The sequence below is a fragment of the Priestia koreensis genome (assembly GCF_001274935.1).
GTDB lineage: Bacteria > Bacillota > Bacilli > Bacillales > Bacillaceae_H > Bacillus_AG > Bacillus_AG koreensis.
The window spans coordinates 1-16,789 of the sequence record NZ_LILC01000001.1; the positions used below are offsets into that span (position 1 = coordinate 1).

General features: G+C 36.7%; 16 protein-coding genes and 1 pseudogene. 5 read left to right on the forward strand and 12 right to left on the reverse strand.

The genetic code is table 11. The features are described from left to right. Positions 1–363: 363 nt before the first annotated feature. The 7 genes and pseudogenes from mntA to AMD01_RS00035 form a co-directional block, all read right to left on the reverse strand. On the reverse strand, positions 364–771 hold the full coding sequence (gene mntA / locus AMD01_RS00005) for a type VII toxin-antitoxin system MntA family adenylyltransferase antitoxin (protein WP_053399339.1): 408 nt from the start codon (positions 769–771) through the stop codon (positions 364–366). A 404-nt stretch (positions 772–1,175) separates the two neighbouring features. Then, the gene (locus AMD01_RS00010; RefSeq protein WP_053399340.1) at positions 1,176–2,117 is read right to left on the reverse strand and encodes a sensor histidine kinase; all 942 of its coding nucleotides are present in this window, start codon (positions 2,115–2,117) and stop codon (positions 1,176–1,178) included. After that, on the reverse strand, positions 2,110–2,793 hold the full coding sequence (locus AMD01_RS00015) for a response regulator transcription factor (RefSeq protein ID WP_053399341.1): 684 nt from the start codon (positions 2,791–2,793) through the stop codon (positions 2,110–2,112). Before AMD01_RS00015 ends, AMD01_RS00010 begins: the two co-directional genes overlap by 8 nt. Next, a complete protein-coding gene (locus AMD01_RS00020) occupies positions 2,777–3,148 on the reverse strand; it encodes a hypothetical protein (protein ID WP_053399342.1) in 372 nt (123 codons plus the stop codon). Before AMD01_RS00020 ends, AMD01_RS00015 begins: the two co-directional genes overlap by 17 nt. A gap of 595 nt (positions 3,149–3,743) precedes the next feature. Then, positions 3,744–4,168, reverse strand: a pseudogene (locus AMD01_RS00025) (Rpn family recombination-promoting nuclease/putative transposase); the annotation flags it as partial. A gap of 73 nt (positions 4,169–4,241) precedes the next feature. Beyond that, positions 4,242–5,132: an Rpn family recombination-promoting nuclease/putative transposase gene (locus tag AMD01_RS00030; RefSeq protein ID WP_053399343.1), complete on the reverse strand. Its 891-nt coding sequence runs from the start codon at positions 5,130–5,132 to the stop codon at positions 4,242–4,244. Between the two features lie 169 nt (positions 5,133–5,301). After that, a complete protein-coding gene (locus AMD01_RS00035; protein ID WP_053399344.1) occupies positions 5,302–5,523 on the reverse strand; it encodes a helix-turn-helix domain-containing protein in 222 nt (73 codons plus the stop codon). Positions 5,524–5,801: 278 nt separating this feature from the next. Here AMD01_RS00035 and AMD01_RS00040 point away from each other — a divergent pair, with 278 nt between their 5' ends. Next, the gene (locus AMD01_RS00040; RefSeq protein ID WP_053399345.1) at positions 5,802–6,239 is read left to right on the forward strand and encodes a hypothetical protein; all 438 of its coding nucleotides are present in this window, start codon (positions 5,802–5,804) and stop codon (positions 6,237–6,239) included. Positions 6,240–6,412: 173 nt separating this feature from the next. Here the strand turns inward: AMD01_RS00040 and AMD01_RS00045 are convergent, their stop codons facing one another. From AMD01_RS00045 to AMD01_RS00065, 5 genes are all read right to left on the reverse strand, one after another. Beyond that, positions 6,413–7,579 (reverse strand): iron-containing alcohol dehydrogenase, encoded by a 1,167-nt coding sequence (locus AMD01_RS00045; protein WP_053399346.1) that lies wholly within the window; start codon positions 7,577–7,579, stop codon positions 6,413–6,415. Positions 7,580–7,694: 115 nt separating this feature from the next. Next, positions 7,695–8,114 carry a MerR family transcriptional regulator gene (locus tag AMD01_RS00050; protein WP_053399347.1) on the reverse strand — a complete coding sequence of 140 codons (420 nt, stop codon included), beginning with the start codon at positions 8,112–8,114 and terminating at the stop codon, positions 7,695–7,697. A gap of 64 nt (positions 8,115–8,178) precedes the next feature. Continuing rightward, a complete protein-coding gene (locus AMD01_RS00055) occupies positions 8,179–9,465 on the reverse strand; it encodes a lysine N(6)-hydroxylase/L-ornithine N(5)-oxygenase family protein (RefSeq protein WP_053399348.1) in 1,287 nt (428 codons plus the stop codon). A gap of 27 nt (positions 9,466–9,492) precedes the next feature. Then, positions 9,493–9,948 (reverse strand): DMT family transporter, encoded by a 456-nt coding sequence (locus AMD01_RS00060; RefSeq protein WP_053399349.1) that lies wholly within the window; start codon positions 9,946–9,948, stop codon positions 9,493–9,495. Positions 9,949–9,965: 17 nt separating this feature from the next. Continuing rightward, complete coding sequence (locus AMD01_RS00065; protein WP_053399350.1) at positions 9,966–10,394, reverse strand: DMT family transporter; 429 nt, start codon at positions 10,392–10,394, stop codon at positions 9,966–9,968. A 271-nt stretch (positions 10,395–10,665) separates the two neighbouring features. On the opposite strand from AMD01_RS00065, the gene AMD01_RS00070 reads away from it, so the two are divergent. The 4 genes from AMD01_RS00070 to treR all read left to right on the forward strand — a co-directional run bounded on the left by AMD01_RS00070 (position 10,666) and on the right by treR (position 16,579). Further along, entirely contained in the window at positions 10,666–11,829 is a 1,164-nt protein-coding gene (locus AMD01_RS00070; protein ID WP_053399351.1) for an iron-containing alcohol dehydrogenase, read from the forward strand. A gap of 782 nt (positions 11,830–12,611) precedes the next feature. Then, positions 12,612–14,021 (forward strand): PTS system trehalose-specific EIIBC component, encoded by a 1,410-nt coding sequence (gene treP / locus AMD01_RS00080; RefSeq protein WP_053399353.1) that lies wholly within the window; start codon positions 12,612–12,614, stop codon positions 14,019–14,021. Positions 14,022–14,096: 75 nt separating this feature from the next. Continuing rightward, positions 14,097–15,782, forward strand: a complete 1,686-nt coding sequence (gene treC, locus AMD01_RS00085; protein WP_053399354.1) for an alpha,alpha-phosphotrehalase — start codon at positions 14,097–14,099, stop codon at positions 15,780–15,782. 80 nt (positions 15,783–15,862) lie between these two features. Then, positions 15,863–16,579 (forward strand): trehalose operon repressor, encoded by a 717-nt coding sequence (treR, locus tag AMD01_RS00090; RefSeq protein ID WP_053399355.1) that lies wholly within the window; start codon positions 15,863–15,865, stop codon positions 16,577–16,579. Positions 16,580–16,789: the final 210 nt, after the last annotated feature.

Below are 16,789 nucleotides of genomic sequence, written 5' to 3' on the forward strand. Positions count from 1 at the left end.
ATCTCAAACACTATGGAATTCGTGTTTTGAAGGAACAAGGTATGACGTTATAATTTGTCTCGATTTTTTCTAGCGGTTGGAACGCCGCGAAGGAAAGGCATCGGACACGACCGTTTAAGCGTGGATGAAGATGCAATAAAAGAAAAGGTCTTACGATCTTGGAAGCCCCCACTTCAAGCAACCCGTAAGGGTGCTAAATGGCGGGTAGTTCACCATATAATAAGCTTCAAGCACTTCTTCTGATCCTAACTCCTCCAACTGTAACGTCATATTATCAGCTCCCATAAGATTATATGGAATATTATACCGATTATTTTCCGTATTAAAAGAATTATTCGAATACACATAACACGGCTTTCCTATTTAATCTTTAAAGACTTGTCCTGTTTCAGCTATAGCATCCAATATCTCTTTGCGCTCTTCATTTAATCGTGCATATTTCTTGAAAGTTAGCATCTCAAACATTAAACGGTCATTTTCATCTGTACAATACAATACCTTTCCATGACCCACCACTTGCGCTTGAAAGACCGTAGAAGCCTTATCAAGATCAATAAGGTCTACATCTCTATTTAAGTTGCTAGCGAGCTGCTGAGCAAGCATAAAGCGCTCATAATGACTTAACATTTTCTCACTTAAATATGCAATGTCATAATCGCTTTTTTTATGTGCATGTTTAGTTGCTTGGGAACCAAATAAATAGACCGTAGACGGAAGCAACTCTTTAATAAGAAAATCTACAATGGCTTTTTCGATATCTTTATCAAGCATGATTTTCACTCCGTATAGATGGTATAGTACGTTAGAACATTTAATCATAACTACTCGCAATATAGCTAACGCATATTTTTATCATAATTCAATGCTCACTTGTTTGCTGTGTCATGAAATCATTTTACCTTTATAAGGGATATAAATGGATATTGTTAATCTTGTTTTTAAAAACTTTCTATGATATGTGCTTTTGTGTTTTACATTCCAGTTTTCAGCGTTAGTTGATCGGAGTTCTTCACCAGCTTAACTAACACATATGAAGAACCTGTATTCTATCATTTAGCTATTCCACTTAATGATAAGTACCACCCGATTGAACTAATTTCCTACGTAGAGTCTTTGTGTACAGCAGATGATAGTACAGATATGGTGTACTTTTATTCACCAAATATTATTTCTTATTATGTAGAATTTCTAAGTGTCAGCACAAATGCTTTTGTATAACCACTCACTTGTTCATCAATCCAAATCTCTCCGCCATGCTTTTCAACAATTTTCTTTGTAATTGCTAGTCCAAGCCCACTCCCGCCCTTTGTATTTCTGGATTCATCACCACAAATAAATGGTTCAAAAATAGTTTGTTGCATATTTTTTGGAATTGATTGACCAGAATCAGAAATCCATACTTTCAAATGGCCTGCATCTGTTGTTAGACCGATTTGTACTCTCGTTCCTTTCTCGTTATGACGAATAGCGTTTGTAATTAAATTATTGATTACACGAGCCATCTCCAGACGATTCAAGCAGAATATAACGGGAGAATCAGGAACTTGGATATCTAATTCCATTTCCTTCTCTTCAAATTCGTGATAGCGCTGCGCTGCAAACTCTTTAAGCAAACGAACGACATCAATCTCACTTTTATGTAGCTTATAAGAATTTGTATCCATTTTTGCATATTGAAACATCAAATTAATGATTTTATCCATATGCTGAGCTTTTTCTGTAATAATGTGAACCGTTGACTTTCGCTTTTCCTCGGCAATTATATCTTCCTCTAAAGCTCTTGATAATCCTACTACAGTGGTCATTGGGTTTTTTAAATCATGGGCGATGTTTGCAAATAATTGGTTTTGTTCCTTCAACCGATGATTCTTTTCTTCTTCAATATCTTTACTCACTTTTTGATAAAACCAGTAAGCGCAAGATGTAAAAAGGATGATTTGTGTGATCCATGCGATGCCACCGAGAAACAATTCATTGAAAATGGCTCGATCAAACATGTGATCAAAACTCCAAGGGATAATCCATTTATAAGTCCCCCATACATACACGCTCGACATGACTAACACAGCTGATACAAACATATAATGATAAACAATGCTTTGCTTTAATCTATTCATTTTTCTCCAACCTATATCCTAGCCCTCGTATTGTTTTAATTCGTTTCTCCCCAATTTTCTCTCTTAATCGGCTGATCGTGACTCGTATTGTATTATCATCAACCGCATAAGCACCCTCTCCCCATGCACACTCATATAATTCCTCTTTCGTGAACACTTTACCTGGACGTTTGATAAAAGCCTCCATGATGGAAAGTTCTGTTTTGGTTAGATCAATTGTATTCCCCTCGATATAAAGAACACATTTTTCTTGATCTAACTCTATTTCTCCATACTTTAAGTTTTCCTCACCGATTGATTCACTTTTTTGAAGTCTGCGGAGCTGTGCTTTTACCCTTGCAACTACCTCGAGAGGTTCAAAAGGTTTAACAATATAATCATCTGCACCGAGATCTAGACCTAAAATTCTTTCATCAAGTTGCACCTTAGCAGAGATAATCATAATTGGAATATTTGTCTCCTTTCTCACTTTTTTTATGAGATCATATCCGTTCATACGTGGCATCATAATATCAACTACAAGTAAATCGACCTTATGGTGTTTTAAGATTCCATATGCCATTTCCCCATCATAAGCTTCTAGCACGGTAATGCCTTCCTTTTCAAGAAAAAGTCCTAATACTTGTACAATATCTCTTTCATCGTCTACGAGTAATACGTTATAAATTTGGCTCATTTGACGACCTCTTTTTTAAATCTCTTGTCTTTTCGAATCGATCTTTACCTACGACATATGAACATCCTCGAAACTTTCCTGTAACATCTGTTTCTTCAATTGTGTGGTCCTTCCCAAGTCTCGGAACGCGAACTAACAATTGTTTGCCATGTTGCTCTATTAAATAGTACATACCAAGGTCTGACAACGCATTTGCTTGCTCTAATCCATTAATAAACGGTGTAAAGAGAAAGATAGCTGCTTCTGTCACCTTTTCAACCGCACTCCAGTTAGCTTTTTTACGGGTCAGGCTACAAATTGTATCTGCTTCTAGGTAATGTTCTATAACAAATTGATCTGCCTCTGATAATCTCATGTTATTGCATCCTTTCAATACTTTTCTTTAAAATCTCTTCTTCATATGTCTATATAATGCCATCTGATTCTTACGAGAATACACGATTATTCTTACATTAACCTTACATTCAAAGTAAACAGTTTCATCCAGGACTAGTTTTTCGTAAGATGTATATGAACTTCGGGAGGGGAATCGTAACTTTTACTTTCCCATTTATCCATTTCTTTTGGGGAATTGAACCTTAATTCAGCACAATCTCCTTTAATGTTTGTGTTAGATGTTCATCTTTATGAAGTGGCCTTTTTCTTCGTGAAATGCATTGAATTATTTCTGTAGCGTTCTAATTGCTATTATTGGATGACTCTTCTTATTTCTTCAATCGTTAATCCTGAAATTCTTGAGATATCTTCCGGTAGGAGCATTCAACTATGATACACAACGAAAAAATGCATTTTCATTGTCATGGGTTAACTTCATCTCCCCATTGTTTCACAAGCTCTGGGTTTCTACAAAATGAATTTCAATGTCATCACTTAAGAGCCACTTGTATTAAACAAGTGGCTCTTAACAGCATTTAATACATTAGATAATCCATTCAGCACTCAAATTATTACTATTGGATGACTCTTCTTACTTCTTCAACCGTTAATCCTGAAATTTTTGCGATATCTTCGAGGTGTAGGCCATTCTCATGCATGCTACGAATCATGTGGATTTTTCCTTCTTCCAATCCTTCCTCACGAGCATGGGCTAACTTCGCTTGTTCATCCAGTAACAGTTTCTCTCTAGCTTCATATGCACTTCGAAAAGAAGAATCGTGACTCATATTTTCCCATTTATCTATCGCTTTTTGTAAAATTGGATCTTGATTCATCGCAATCTCCTCCAATGTTTGTGTTAGATGTGCATCTTCATGAGCTGGTAACAGTAATATCCAACGAACAAACACATTTTCCCATGGATTAACTTTTTCTTCCCCCATTGTTTCACAAGCTTTGTAATTTCTACAAAATGAATTTCAATGTGATCACTTAAAAGCCACTTGTTTAATACAAGTGGCTCTTTGCAGCATTTAATACATTAGATAATCCATTCAGCACTCAAATTATTACTATTGGATTACTCTTTTTACTTCTTCAATCTTTAATCCTGAAATTTTTGCGATATCTTCCAGATGTAAGCCATTCTCATGCATGCTACGGATCATTTGGATTTTCCCTTCCTCTAAGCCTCTTTCTATCCCTTCTTCCAATCCTTCCTCACGAGCATGGGCTAACTTCGCTTGTTCATCAAGCAATAGTTTCTCTCTAGCTTCATATGCGCTTCGGAAAGAAGAATCATGACTCATATTTTCCCATTTATCCATCGCTTTTTGTAAAATTGGATCTTGATTCATCGCAATCTCCTCCAATGTTTGTGTTAGATGTTCATCTTCATGAGCTGGTAACAGTAATATCCAACGAACAAATACATTTTCCCATGGATTAACTTTTTCTTCCCGCCATTGCTTCACAAGCTTTGGAATTTCTACAAAATGAATTTCGATGTCATCACTTAAAACACGCTGCTTCGTTGTATTCCACAGCTGACCTGTAGTCTGAAATTCTTCGTCCGAAGGGAATAAAACGAAATCCAATAAGTTAATGGTAATGGTTTTTCGCAAGGAACGATAAGGCATACCTTCTTGCATTTGCGACGTATACAATTTGCTCCAATAATATAGGGACCGCTTTACCATGTCATGAGTATTGCGAAGTTGAATCTCTATATTCACTTGTGAACCATTATTTAAAGTGGCAAGCAAATCTAAGATGGATAATTTGTCATCTTCATAAGCTTTGTGAAGGTGCGGATCTTCAAGTTGAAGGGATGTGATAGGGGCTTCTAAAGACTTTTCCAAAACAGCATTTAAGAATCCTGTTAAAATATCCTCACTGCCTTTGGTGCCGAACAATTGTTTAAAAGCAAAATCAATTCGTAAATTCACTAATTTTGTGGCCATCTATTCCTCTTCCTATCCTTCTTATTTCTTACCCTTATTTTATAAGATAGCTAGGTATCTTTGCAATGTTCACAATTCAATAATTGAATTTAGTCATTAAATATAAGGAGATAACTTACCACATAGATAATTGTATAGCAGGTAAGTTAACTATGTTATTTTCCCTTCATTAAACATCAAAAAAATCATTTATGCGTTTTCGTTTATCCATTTTACGTACAGCATCCATTACACTTTTCATCACTTTTGCTCCAGGTATATAGGTAGGATCATTACAAAGCTTTGATACGGTATTCCGACTAACTTTGCTCATCTCGACAAACTCTTCCTGCTCCTTCCCCTTTTCATCCAACCATCTACCAAACTTAGATCGCGGTTTATTCCATCCCATCGTTCATTGCTCCTTTTTACTAACAAATATTTTTAACAGTATGGGCATTTGTCACATTGGTATACAATCTTTCACAATTTTTTGTGAAAGATTGGGAATATAGGACAAGCAATCGACCATAAGATGAAGTAAAACATTCAATAAAAAAGAGGAGAAATAAACTTTATGAATAAAGAATTAGCAAAACAATTAGCAGGAATGAAAAATATCTATTTAACAGCTGCGGGTAAAGAAGCGTTAAAACAGATCCTATTGCGTACACAAAAGGTAGGTAACTAGTGGTCTACCGCCCGACTGTCCGGTATTCGGATGTGTATGCAGAGTATATGGAGAAACTAGCCGATTCTTCGGGTCTCGAACGAACACAGTTAATTCGCTGTGCGCTTTTCGCGGCTGTACATACCGAAGAGTTTCAGAAGATTATCAACGAGTTTTCCGAGAAGGATCAAGCCTTCCCTGCCCCTGTATGGAGCTTAGAAGACCATTCATTATGGCTTGAATTAGACAGTGATACTACGAATAGAAAGGAAGAGTCAAATGAGCTTACACCAAGAGTACACAATCAAGCAAAAGAGCATGGAGAACAAACAAAAGAGAAACGGAAACAAAGTAAAGAATCAACGTTATCCTCTCTTAGAACGCGAACATCTACAGGAGGAGTATCGCTTCTGCGATTGCAGGCTGATGAGACAGGAACCTTACGTCTCCACCTCTAAATCCAAATGGAGAAAATCTCTCTCCCCCTCTACTAACCTTTACTTTGTTGGAGTTATAGCAACGCTTCTTATTGTTGCATTTATTTAACTCGAAAAAATAAAAAAGCTCCTGTTATGTGCCATGTTTCCATGGATAACAGGAGCTTTTTTTTGTAAATGTCTTTTAACTTTACTTACAGTGCACGTTCAAGGATGATTCTTACATCTTCTTTCGTTAAAGGAACATAGGAACCAATTGTTTCTCCTACCATGGCTCTTTCAACCATTAAGTCTAATTCTTTATTATCAATGTCATAATCAGATAGTTTTGTAGGCGCTCCTAAGGATGTCCAGAAAGCACTTAACTTAGAAATTGTTTCTTTGGCAAGTTGGTCCATACTTCCATTTGTAGAATCCAACTCAAATATTCGAATACCTAATTGTGCTACTTTTTCTGGCTTTGTTTCTGCTACAAATTCCATCCAATGTGGGAAAAGAATTGCCAGTCCGCCACCATGTGGGATATCATGAACAGCTGAAACAGCATGCTCAATCATGTGAGTGGCCCAATCAGTTTGAACCCCCATTGTCAGTACTTTGTTAAGAGCAAACGTTGCGTTTAACATAATAACTTCGCGATTTTCATAGTTTTGTAGATCTTCAAGTAATTTTGGCGCAACCTCTAGGGTCGTTTTTAAAATAGACTCTCCAAATCGTTCTTGTAGCGGTGCATTGTCTGAGGCATGAAAATACTGCTCAAATACATGAGACATTAAATCCACAATCCCATATACAGTTTGATCCTTTGGTACGGAATAAGTGTTTTGAGGATCAAGGATACTAAACGTTGGGTACGTATAGATGGAGCTGAAGCCTCTTTTATCTTTTTCCTCCCAATTTGTAATAACCGAGTTTCCATTCATTTCTGTACCTGTTGCTGCCATTGTCAAAATGGTTCCAAGTGGTATTGAAGAAGTCGGTGTTGCTTTACCTGTTACAATGTCCCATGCATCTCCTTCGTATAATGCACCTACGGAAATAGCTTTTGCGCAGTCAATTACACTACCGCCACCGATTGCTAAAATGAAGTCAAGCTGATTTTCTTTAATTAGTTGAATACCCTTATTTACCGTTGAAAGTCTTGGGTTTGGTTCAACTCCTGAAAGTTCAACAATTTCCACATCCGATAGTTTATTTAATTCGTCTGTTACTTGTACATGAAGACCATTCTTTTTAATACTTCCCCCGCCATAAACGAGTAAGATGCGCTTTCCGTAATTTTGAACTTCTTGTCCAAGAGATTTAACTTGATCCTTTCCGAAAATCAATTTAGTAGGATTTACATACTGAAAATTATCCATTACTATACCTCCATTATAATAGTGTGAACGAATGAACGAACGAGTAATGTACCTTCGTTATATGGACATCATAAAGTTTAGAGTCGTCTCTAAAGCAAGGAATTTATCTGCTTTTTTAAATTTCTTCGTCCGAATCACATGAAAAAATCAAATTTGGTTCGGTATGGTTCACTGTACTTTCTTTCAAATGATTAAAGTAACGTACCTTTTTTTCGATTTTTTGAAAGGCTCTATCCAATTCCCGTTGTTTCTCCAACATAACTTCCTTATGGTTTAAAAGAATTTCTTTTCTTGCTTCGATCGTGTGATTTCCTTCTAGAGTTAGATCCATAATTTTTTTAAGTTCCGTTAAAGGTATATCCGTTTTACGTAAGCAGGATATAAAGTCTAACCATTCAATATCATGAGTCGTAAAAGTACGATATCCTGTCCCATCTCTTTCTAACAAAGGGAGTAACCCTTGTTTTTCATAAAACCGTATAGTATGGGCACTGAGTCCAACCTTTTCTGATGCTTCTTTAATTGTAAAAGACATTTTTCACTTCGCCTCCTAGTATTTAAAAATAGTTTAAACATTAGAGTCGTATCTAAGGCAACTATTAACGTATAGAATGAGATGAAAATAGTTGGAATGCTGTTTTCTCCTCAATTTTAAAGACATCTTTTTCTAACAGCGTATTAATAATAAGTTGATTTCGAAAAACAGAAAGCTTTAAATTGGTTGAGGCCGTCCCGTGCGAATAATCTAAGTCAGTCAATACAAAGAAGTGATGTGGATGATCGTGAGTAAACGACAACGAAAAATCATGATTTAATTTAAAATGCTGTTCATTTTCCCAATTAATTAGGGGTGAAAAGTTTTGATAAAACCAATCTGGTATGTTGGCCTTTACCCCCGTTGCTAAAATGACCGCATCTGTTTTTAGTTGAAATTCTTTTTCTTCTTCTAGATGCTTGGCATTTACTATAAATCCATCTTCAATTGACTCCAATTCAGAGTGAAGACGAATTGATGCACGTAAATCTGTAAAATTCACTGATCGATGGTATAGCTTTTTATAAATAGCGTCTAATGTTTCCGGGTTAATGCCATTTCGTAACTGATAAAAGTAAGATAGTCCTTTTTCTCGCTTTTCAAACGAAAGGTTTTGGAAATAGTCCACATAGCTTGGTGTAAACATTTCCAAGCGGAATTTTGTTGTTTCTAACTCTCTTAGTGCTGGAGATCTGGTTAGCCACTCCAGCTCGTAGTTATGATATTTTTGTTCTTCTAATAAATCGAGGAAGATTTCAGCCGCACTTTGTCCCGATCCTACGATAGTAATGTGGTCTAACTTTACAATCTCTTCTTTTTTAAAGGTGTATTGTAATGCAGGAAAGACACGATTTCCCCATAATTCCTTTACTGGTACCGGAATCGACGGTCTTTGTCCTGTACCAAGAACAACGTGTTTAGAAAAGTATTGTTTCTCTTTTCCTGTCTTCTTATCCAAGACGCTGACCTTATAACCTGTCTCCTCCAGTTGTACATTTACTACTCTAGAATTAAATTGGAGAGTAGTTAATTTATTCGCCACCCAGTTTAAATAGTGATTGTATTCCGTTCTTGGAATGGTAAACTCGTTGTATGAAAAGAATAGATATAACTTCCCTGTCTCGTGTAAGTAATTTAAAAACGTAAACTCACTTTTAGGGTTTGCCATAGTGGCCAAATCAGCCATAAAAGGAACCTGTAAGGTTGTTTCTTCTAATAACAGACCAGGATGCCAAACAAAAGATTCCTTTTCTTCAAAGAATAACGCTTTTGTACTTGATACTTCTTCCAGAAGAGCAGCTAATCCTAAATTGGTAGGTCCAAGACCAATACCGATTACATCATATTTCATTATTTTCACCTCATGCTGTTTTTTATATTATGAATGTTGTTGTTTGCGATCATCTTTAAATATAAAGATGAGTGCGATCATCATGAATACAAGACCAACGAATTTAGACGAATTGAAATGAATGGTCGAAGCACCAAACCAACCAAATTGATCAATTAAAAAACCCGCTGTAATTTGACCAACAATTGCTGTTATATTCGTTACCGTTACACCGATTTTAGGAACGACTAGAATCGTTAAAAATAAATATCCTGTTCCAAAGAATACGCCTAGAAGTTGCCACTTAGGTGCTTCTGCAATAGCTAAAAGGTTTCCTTGTCCAAAAAAGAGTAACCAGATGGCTAGAAATAACGCACCTGTCACAAAGGTCACCAAAGCTGTTTCAAGAGTTCCTAACCTAGAACTCAATTTTCCATTGATAGAAGATTGTGCACTTAAAATATATCCACCTAGAAATGTTAAAAAGATAATCATCAAACTCATCTAAGTCTCCTCCTTCGTTAATAAATAAAGAACATGGCCACGACCATACAGAGTACAGCAATTATGCGGTCTTTTGTTAGACGCTTTTGTGAACTGCCAAGCCATTTAAAATGTTCAATCAGCATACTTGCAACAATTTGCCCCATTACGGCTGCAATCATTGAAATTCCAACGCCCACCTTTGGTATGCCGAATACTAAAACAGTTAAATAAATCACACAGAATAAACCACCTAGCAAGTACCACTTAGGAACTCGAAACGTTTCATTCAAATTTCCTCTTCCGAAAAAGAGCACAATTAGAAGTAAAATAATACTTCCTACAAAAAAGTTATAAAAGCTGCTTTCAAATTTCCCAATGACTTTTCCCAATTCACTATAAATGGCTCCTTCTATACTTAACGCCATGCCTGCCACGAATGCGATGAAATAAAATAAGGCCTTCATACTGATCTCCCTTCTAGTTATTAAAAATGATTTCTCGTACGAGTACAGTTGTTAAGATAAACTTTAGACATGACTCTAAGGCAACTCTTTTGTTTTGAAAATAAAAATGGTAAATAAAAACAATAAATTTTCTTATAGATACATTGAAATTTTGTTATTTTACTTCTCTTCTTCCATTCCATAACATGTAGTTTGTTAGTTCATTTCATCATGAGTAAATTCTTTGGCAATTGTGTGCTAAGGTGATTTCAATCATTGAGGAGGAAAAAAGATGAATGGATTTGAGCTGTATAACACAACTCGACTAGTGTTTGGAGAAGGGAAAATTGATAAGCTTGGCGAATTAATTCAACCCTTCGGCAAAAGAGTGCTGCTTGTCTATGGTGGAGGAAGTATAAAGAAATTTGGCCTCTATGAACAAGTTAAAAATAAACTTTCTGCCATGGGTGCCACAGTGGAGGAATTGTCAGGAATTGAACCCAACCCAAGATTATCAACCGTCAACGAAGGAATTCGAATTTGTCGTGAAAATGATATTCAATTCATTTTGGCAATAGGTGGAGGAAGTGTAATTGATGCAGCTAAAGCGATAGCTGCAGGAGCGCTTTATGATGGGGATGTTTGGGACTTTACGATTGGGAAGGCTGTTATTCAACAGGCTCTTCCACTTGGAACGTTGCTAACACTGGCTGCGACAGGCTCTGAGATGAATGGTGGAGCTGTCATCACAAATTTAGAGACAAAGCAAAAGAGAACCATGGGTAGCAAACTACTCTATCCAAAGTTTTCTATTGTTGATCCTACTTATACACTTACGGTCCCTGCAAACCAAACGGTAAATGGCATTGTAGATATTATGTCTCACGTTTTTGAACAGTATTTTAGTCAAACCCCCAGTACCCCCCTTCAAGATCGATTTGCTGAAGGAATCTTATTGACCGTAATTGAAAATGGGGAAAGAGTCTTAGCAAACAGCCAAGACTATGATGCAAGAGCGAACCTCCTTTTAGCGGGAACTTATGCGATGAATGGAACATTACCTACCGGTGTAACTGCTGATTGGGCTACTCATGTGATTGAACACGAAGTAAGTGCCATTTATGATATTCCACATGGAGAAGGACTAGCTATTTTGTTTCCAAATTGGATGAAATACGTATATAAAGAACGGCTAGAAAAATTCGTTCAATATGCAGTCAGAGTGTGGAATGTAGAGACAACAGGTAAAACAGAAGATGAGATTGCGTTAGAAGGTATTTATGCTACGCAGTCTTATTTTAAGAAATTAGGTGCTCCTACTTGTCTCGGGGAAGTTGGGATAGATAATACCTATTTTGAGCGCATGGCCAATGAAGCCGTTCAATTTGGTAAGATTGGAAATTTTAAGAAACTCTATAAGGAAGATGTATTACGTATCTTAGAATTAAGTATGTAATCTTTAGTATAAAAAAACAAACTAATAATGTATTGGATACTAATATTTAATACTAATCTCCAACTTACTAGATGTGAAGTGGTGTATCCGGTAAGTTGGGTATCTTATTGATCCTCCATCAAATATCAAAAAGTCATTTATCCGTTTTAGGATACCCATTTTTTGCACAGCCATCACTCTTTTCACTACTTTTTCTCTAGTTATATAGGTAGGGTCATTACAAAACTTTGAAATTTTATTTCAACTAACTTTGCTCATCTCCACAAACTCTTTTTGCTCCTTCCCCTTTTCATCCAACCATTTATCGAATCCACCTCTAAAACAGTAAAAAAGATGAGGATAACCATCGTTCCGGTGATCTCTATTTAGTCGTGTTTACACTTATTTTCTCCGCTTGCATATTCACATGATAAGTAAAGACCCCTCATCGTATAGCGACAAGGGGCCTGTTCTTTGTCATGAGTATGGAACAATGACCTTTCAATCATAATAGCCCTTGTGCTATTTATGTATTTCATTAATCTGACTAATCACCGATACGAGACCTTCTGGAACACGATATTTTATTTAAATGTTGCTATCCGTGTTCCAGAAAAATAAAGCCTCATGAAAATGATTCTGATTCATATTGAGGTTTTTCCATTGACTAACCTGTATATACAAGTTATAATGAAAACGCAAACATACCATGTATATACAAGTTTAGAAACACCTAAACTAAATCATCTATATGAATCCATGTTAAAAAGGAAAAATGAAAACGATATCAGGGGGGATACGGGATGGGAGTTACAAAAGAATCAGTAGTAGAAATAGTAGAAGCAATTGGCGGTAGCGAAAATATTGCCGCAGCGACTCACTGCGTGACGCGACTTCGCTTTGCCTTAAAGGATGAAAGTAAGGTTGATCAAGAAAGATTAAATGATATTGACCTTGTAAAGGGTTCCTTTTCTACTAACGGTCAGTTCCAGGTTGTAATAGGTCAAGGGACTGTTGATAAGGTATACAATCAAATGGTTGATATAACTGGAATTGGAACCGCTTCAAAACAAGATGTAAAGGACGAATCTGCTAAAAATTTAAATCCAATGCAGCGTGCAGTGAAGACACTTGCAGATATTTTCATTCCTATTTTGCCAGCTATTGTAACAGCTGGCCTATTACTCGGGATTAATAACTTACTGACGAATTCAGGAATCTTCTTTGAAAATCAATCCCTCGTTGAAGTCTATCCCCAGTGGAAAGACCTAGCAAGCATCATTAATTTAATCGCAAATACAGCCTTTACCTTTTTACCTGCTTTAATTGGGTGGTCAGCTGTTAAACGGTTTGGTGGAAGTCCCATTCTCGGTATTGTATTAGGTTTGATCCTTGTACATCCAGATTTACTAAGCGCCTATAGCTATGCGGAAGCAAAAACAAAGGGAACGATTGAAACGTGGAATATCTTTGGTGTTCATATTGATAAGGTAGGTTATCAAGGACAGGTTTTACCTGTGCTATTTGCCTCCTACCTGCTAGCGAAAATTGAAGTCTTTTTACGTAAGCGTATTCCTGATTCTATTCAGCTTCTTTTGGTAGCACCAATTGCTCTTTTAATTACAGGATTTCTAGCGTTCATTGTAATTGGTCCTCTAACGTTTAGCTTAGGGAATGTGATTACAGATGCTATTGTTAAAGTATTTGAAGTAGCCCCTGTTTTAGGTGGATTAATCTACGGAGGCATGTATGCGCCTCTTGTTATTACGGGCATGCACCATACATTCTTAGCAGTCGATTTACAACTTATTGCGAGTATTAAAGGTACGTTCCTATGGCCAATGCTTGCTTTGTCTAATATTGCACAAGGATCAGCTGCCCTAGCAATGATGTTTGTTGCACGAGATGAAAAGTTAAAAGGATTAGCAGGATCATCGGCCGTTTCAGCCTACTTAGGGGTTACAGAGCCAGCAATTTTCGGTGTTAACTTACGCTTTAAATATCCGTTTATTTCCGCTATTATTGGTTCTGCAATTGGTGGAGTCATCTTAGCAATTAATAACGTGAAAGCGTCTTCGATCGGAGTAGGCGGAATTCCAGGCTTCTTCTCTATTTTCCCTACCCAATGGCCAACGTTCTTTTTAGGTATGGCAGTGGTACTTATCGTTCCATTTGGACTAACCTATATTTTTGCAAAGATAAAACGAAGCTAATAACATTACCTAGAGCAATGATGCTCAATGAGTATAAAGTCAACTATTTAAAATAAAGTAGAAAGTAGTGAAAATATGGAGCAACCATGGTGGAAAAAATCAACTGTTTATCAAATTTATCCAAAAAGCTTCTATGATACAACAGGAAACGGTGTCGGTGATCTTCAAGGGGTAATTCAAAAGCTGGACTATCTTCAAAATCTAGGAATTGAGGTTATTTGGTTGACCCCTATTTATCAATCTCCGCAGCGAGATAACGGTTATGATATTAGTGATTATTTCGCGCTGCACGAGGAATATGGGTCAATGTCAGATTTCGAACAACTTCTGTCAGAGTCACATCGTCGCAATATTAAAGTGGTGATGGATATTGTCATCAATCACACATCAACAGAGCATGAATGGTTTAAACAATCTCAAAGCTCAAAAGACAACCAGTATCGTGACTTTTATATATGGAAAAAAAGCAAGCCGGACGGAACAGAGCCCACAAACTGGCAGTCAAAATTTGGTGGATCTGCATGGGCATATGATAAAAACACAGAACAGTATTACCTTCATCTATTTGATGTCACACAAGCTGATTTGAATTGGGAAAACGAGGAGATGAGGAAAAAAATCTATGATATGATGCATTACTGGTTTAAAAAAGGAGTAGATGGCTTCCGATTAGATGTTGTTAACCTTATTTCTAAAGATCAAAAATTCCCTGATGACAACGGGGAGACCCTGCCTGGGGATGGACGGAAGTTTTATACAGATGGTCCCTTTGTTCATGAGTATATTCGCGAAATGAATCGAGAGGTATTCTCGAAATATGATGCTATGACGGTTGGAGAAATGTCGTCTACAACTATAGAGAACTGCATTCGTTATAGTAATCCTGAACGTCAAGAATTGAGTATGACGTTTAATTTCCACCATTTAAAAGTTGATTATCCCAACGGAGAAAAATGGTCATTAATGGATTTCGATTTTTTAAAACTAAAAGACATTCTTTCTACATGGCAAACGGAAATGCATGAAGGTGGCGGTTGGAATGCTCTCTTTTGGTGTAACCATGATCAACCTCGTGTTGTATCCCGATACGGTGATGATGGAATCTACCATAAAGAGTCTGCTAAAATGCTTGCAACAACGATTCATATGATGCAAGGAACGCCTTACATCTATCAAGGAGAAGAAATCGGAATGACCAATCCGAAGTTTAATCATATTAAAGATTACAGAGATGTGGAATCTTTGAATATTTATAGGATATTAAAAGAACAAGGGCAGAGCGACAAAGAGGTATTAAATATCTTACAGCACCGTTCTCGAGATAATTCACGAACTCCAGTGCAATGGAGCAGCGAGCCGAATGGTGGTTTTACAAAAGGAACGCCTTGGATTGATTCTAATGCTAATTATTCTAGTATTAATGTCGAGTCCGCCTTACAAGATCCAACGTCTGTCTTTTATCACTATAAACAACTTATTGCCCTTCGAAAGCAGTATGACATTATTACAGAAGGTGATTATCAGCTCCTTCAAGGTGACCATAAGGATGTTTTTGCTTATGTACGAAACGGGTCAAAGGAGAAGCTTCTTGTTGTCAATAACTTCTATGGTCATGAAACAACTTTTACCTTGTTTGATGAAGTGGACACAAGCGGATATACGAGCAAAATTTTACTATCCAATTACAGTGATTCACCAGAAGAGTATCGTCAAATCACATTACGCCCGTATGAATCTATTGTGTACTATCTAAAAAAATGAGAAGAAACAATGAGCTGATTCCCAAGGTTTTTGAGTCAGCTCTCTTTTATTTATGGTATAACTAGACTAGGTGATAAAACATGAAAGAAAATAAATTTCTTGCTATTTATAATGAAATCGTCCAGGCCATTGAAGAAGGCACATACAAACGCAACACCAAACTCCCTTCAGAAAATGAACTTGTAGCATCATACGGTACATCACGTGAGACCATTCGCAAAGCTCTAACCCTTCTTGCGCAAAACGGCTATATTCAAAAAGTAAAAGGTAAAGGGTCATTTGTGCTAGATATGAAGCGCTTTGACTTTCCTGTATCAGGACTCACAAGTTTTAAGGAAGTAACTGAAAAAATGGGAAAAGCCTCAACCACGATTGTGTATGAAGTCTCGACTATATACCCCGATGAGTACTTGCAGCAACATTTACAAGTAACCAAAAAGGATTCTATTTGGAAGGTTTATCGCTCTCGTAAAATAGACGGGGAAAAAATTATTTTTGATAAAGATTATTTTCATCAAAAGTACATCCCTTATCTATCAAAGGAAATTTGTGAGCATTCCATTTATGATTACATCGAACAAGAACTCAATTTAAAGATAAGCTTTGCGAAAAAAGAAATTTTAGTTGAAGAAGCAACCAAGGAAGATCAAATCTATTTAGATTTAAAGGAATATCCCTATGTCGTGGTCGTGAAAAACTTTGTTTATTTAGACGACGCAAGTTTATTTCAATATACAGAATCCAGGCATCGCCTAGATAAATTTCGGTTTGTTGATTTTGCTAGAAGAGCACGGTGAACTACCCACCACTTACTATCCTTACGGGTCGCTTGAAGTGGGAGCTTCTTGGGTAATCGCCACTTTTATTAGCTGACGAAATGGACCAATCTAACCCTCTTGTTCCAAGCGTTTATATTTTATGATTAGGCAATCGCTAATAAGCGAATGCCTTCTTTTTTGATAGTGAGTGCCGCATTCACATCTCTATCGAGATGTAGTCCGCACGAA

What these genes read in the sequence shown, in the direction of transcription:
- treP (WP_053399353.1), top strand. Translation starts at nt 12,612, where the DNA reads ATGGGAGTTACAAAAGAATCAGTAGTAGAAATAGTAGAAGCAATTGGC.
- AMD01_RS00010 (WP_053399340.1), bottom strand. Translation starts at nt 2,117, where the DNA reads ATGAATAGATTAAAGCAAAGCATTGTTTATCATTATATGTTTGTATCA.
- treR (WP_053399355.1), top strand. Translation starts at nt 15,863, where the DNA reads ATGAAAGAAAATAAATTTCTTGCTATTTATAATGAAATCGTCCAGGCC.
- AMD01_RS00060 (WP_053399349.1), bottom strand. Translation starts at nt 9,948, where the DNA reads ATGAGTTTGATGATTATCTTTTTAACATTTCTAGGTGGATATATTTTA.
- AMD01_RS00050 (WP_053399347.1), bottom strand. Translation starts at nt 8,114, where the DNA reads ATGTCTTTTACAATTAAAGAAGCATCAGAAAAGGTTGGACTCAGTGCC.
- AMD01_RS00035 (WP_053399344.1), bottom strand. Translation starts at nt 5,523, where the DNA reads ATGGGATGGAATAAACCGCGATCTAAGTTTGGTAGATGGTTGGATGAA.
- mntA (WP_053399339.1), bottom strand. Translation starts at nt 771, where the DNA reads ATGCTTGATAAAGATATCGAAAAAGCCATTGTAGATTTTCTTATTAAA.
- AMD01_RS00020 (WP_053399342.1), bottom strand. Translation starts at nt 3,148, where the DNA reads ATGAGATTATCAGAGGCAGATCAATTTGTTATAGAACATTACCTAGAA.
- treC (WP_053399354.1), top strand. Translation starts at nt 14,097, where the DNA reads ATGGAGCAACCATGGTGGAAAAAATCAACTGTTTATCAAATTTATCCA.
- AMD01_RS00030 (WP_053399343.1), bottom strand. Translation starts at nt 5,132, where the DNA reads ATGGCCACAAAATTAGTGAATTTACGAATTGATTTTGCTTTTAAACAA.
- AMD01_RS00015 (WP_053399341.1), bottom strand. Translation starts at nt 2,793, where the DNA reads ATGAGCCAAATTTATAACGTATTACTCGTAGACGATGAAAGAGATATT.
- AMD01_RS00065 (WP_053399350.1), bottom strand. Translation starts at nt 10,394, where the DNA reads ATGAAGGCCTTATTTTATTTCATCGCATTCGTGGCAGGCATGGCGTTA.
- AMD01_RS00055 (WP_053399348.1), bottom strand. Translation starts at nt 9,465, where the DNA reads ATGAAATATGATGTAATCGGTATTGGTCTTGGACCTACCAATTTAGGA.
- AMD01_RS00045 (WP_053399346.1), bottom strand. Translation starts at nt 7,579, where the DNA reads ATGGATAATTTTCAGTATGTAAATCCTACTAAATTGATTTTCGGAAAG.
- AMD01_RS00070 (WP_053399351.1), top strand. Translation starts at nt 10,666, where the DNA reads ATGAATGGATTTGAGCTGTATAACACAACTCGACTAGTGTTTGGAGAA.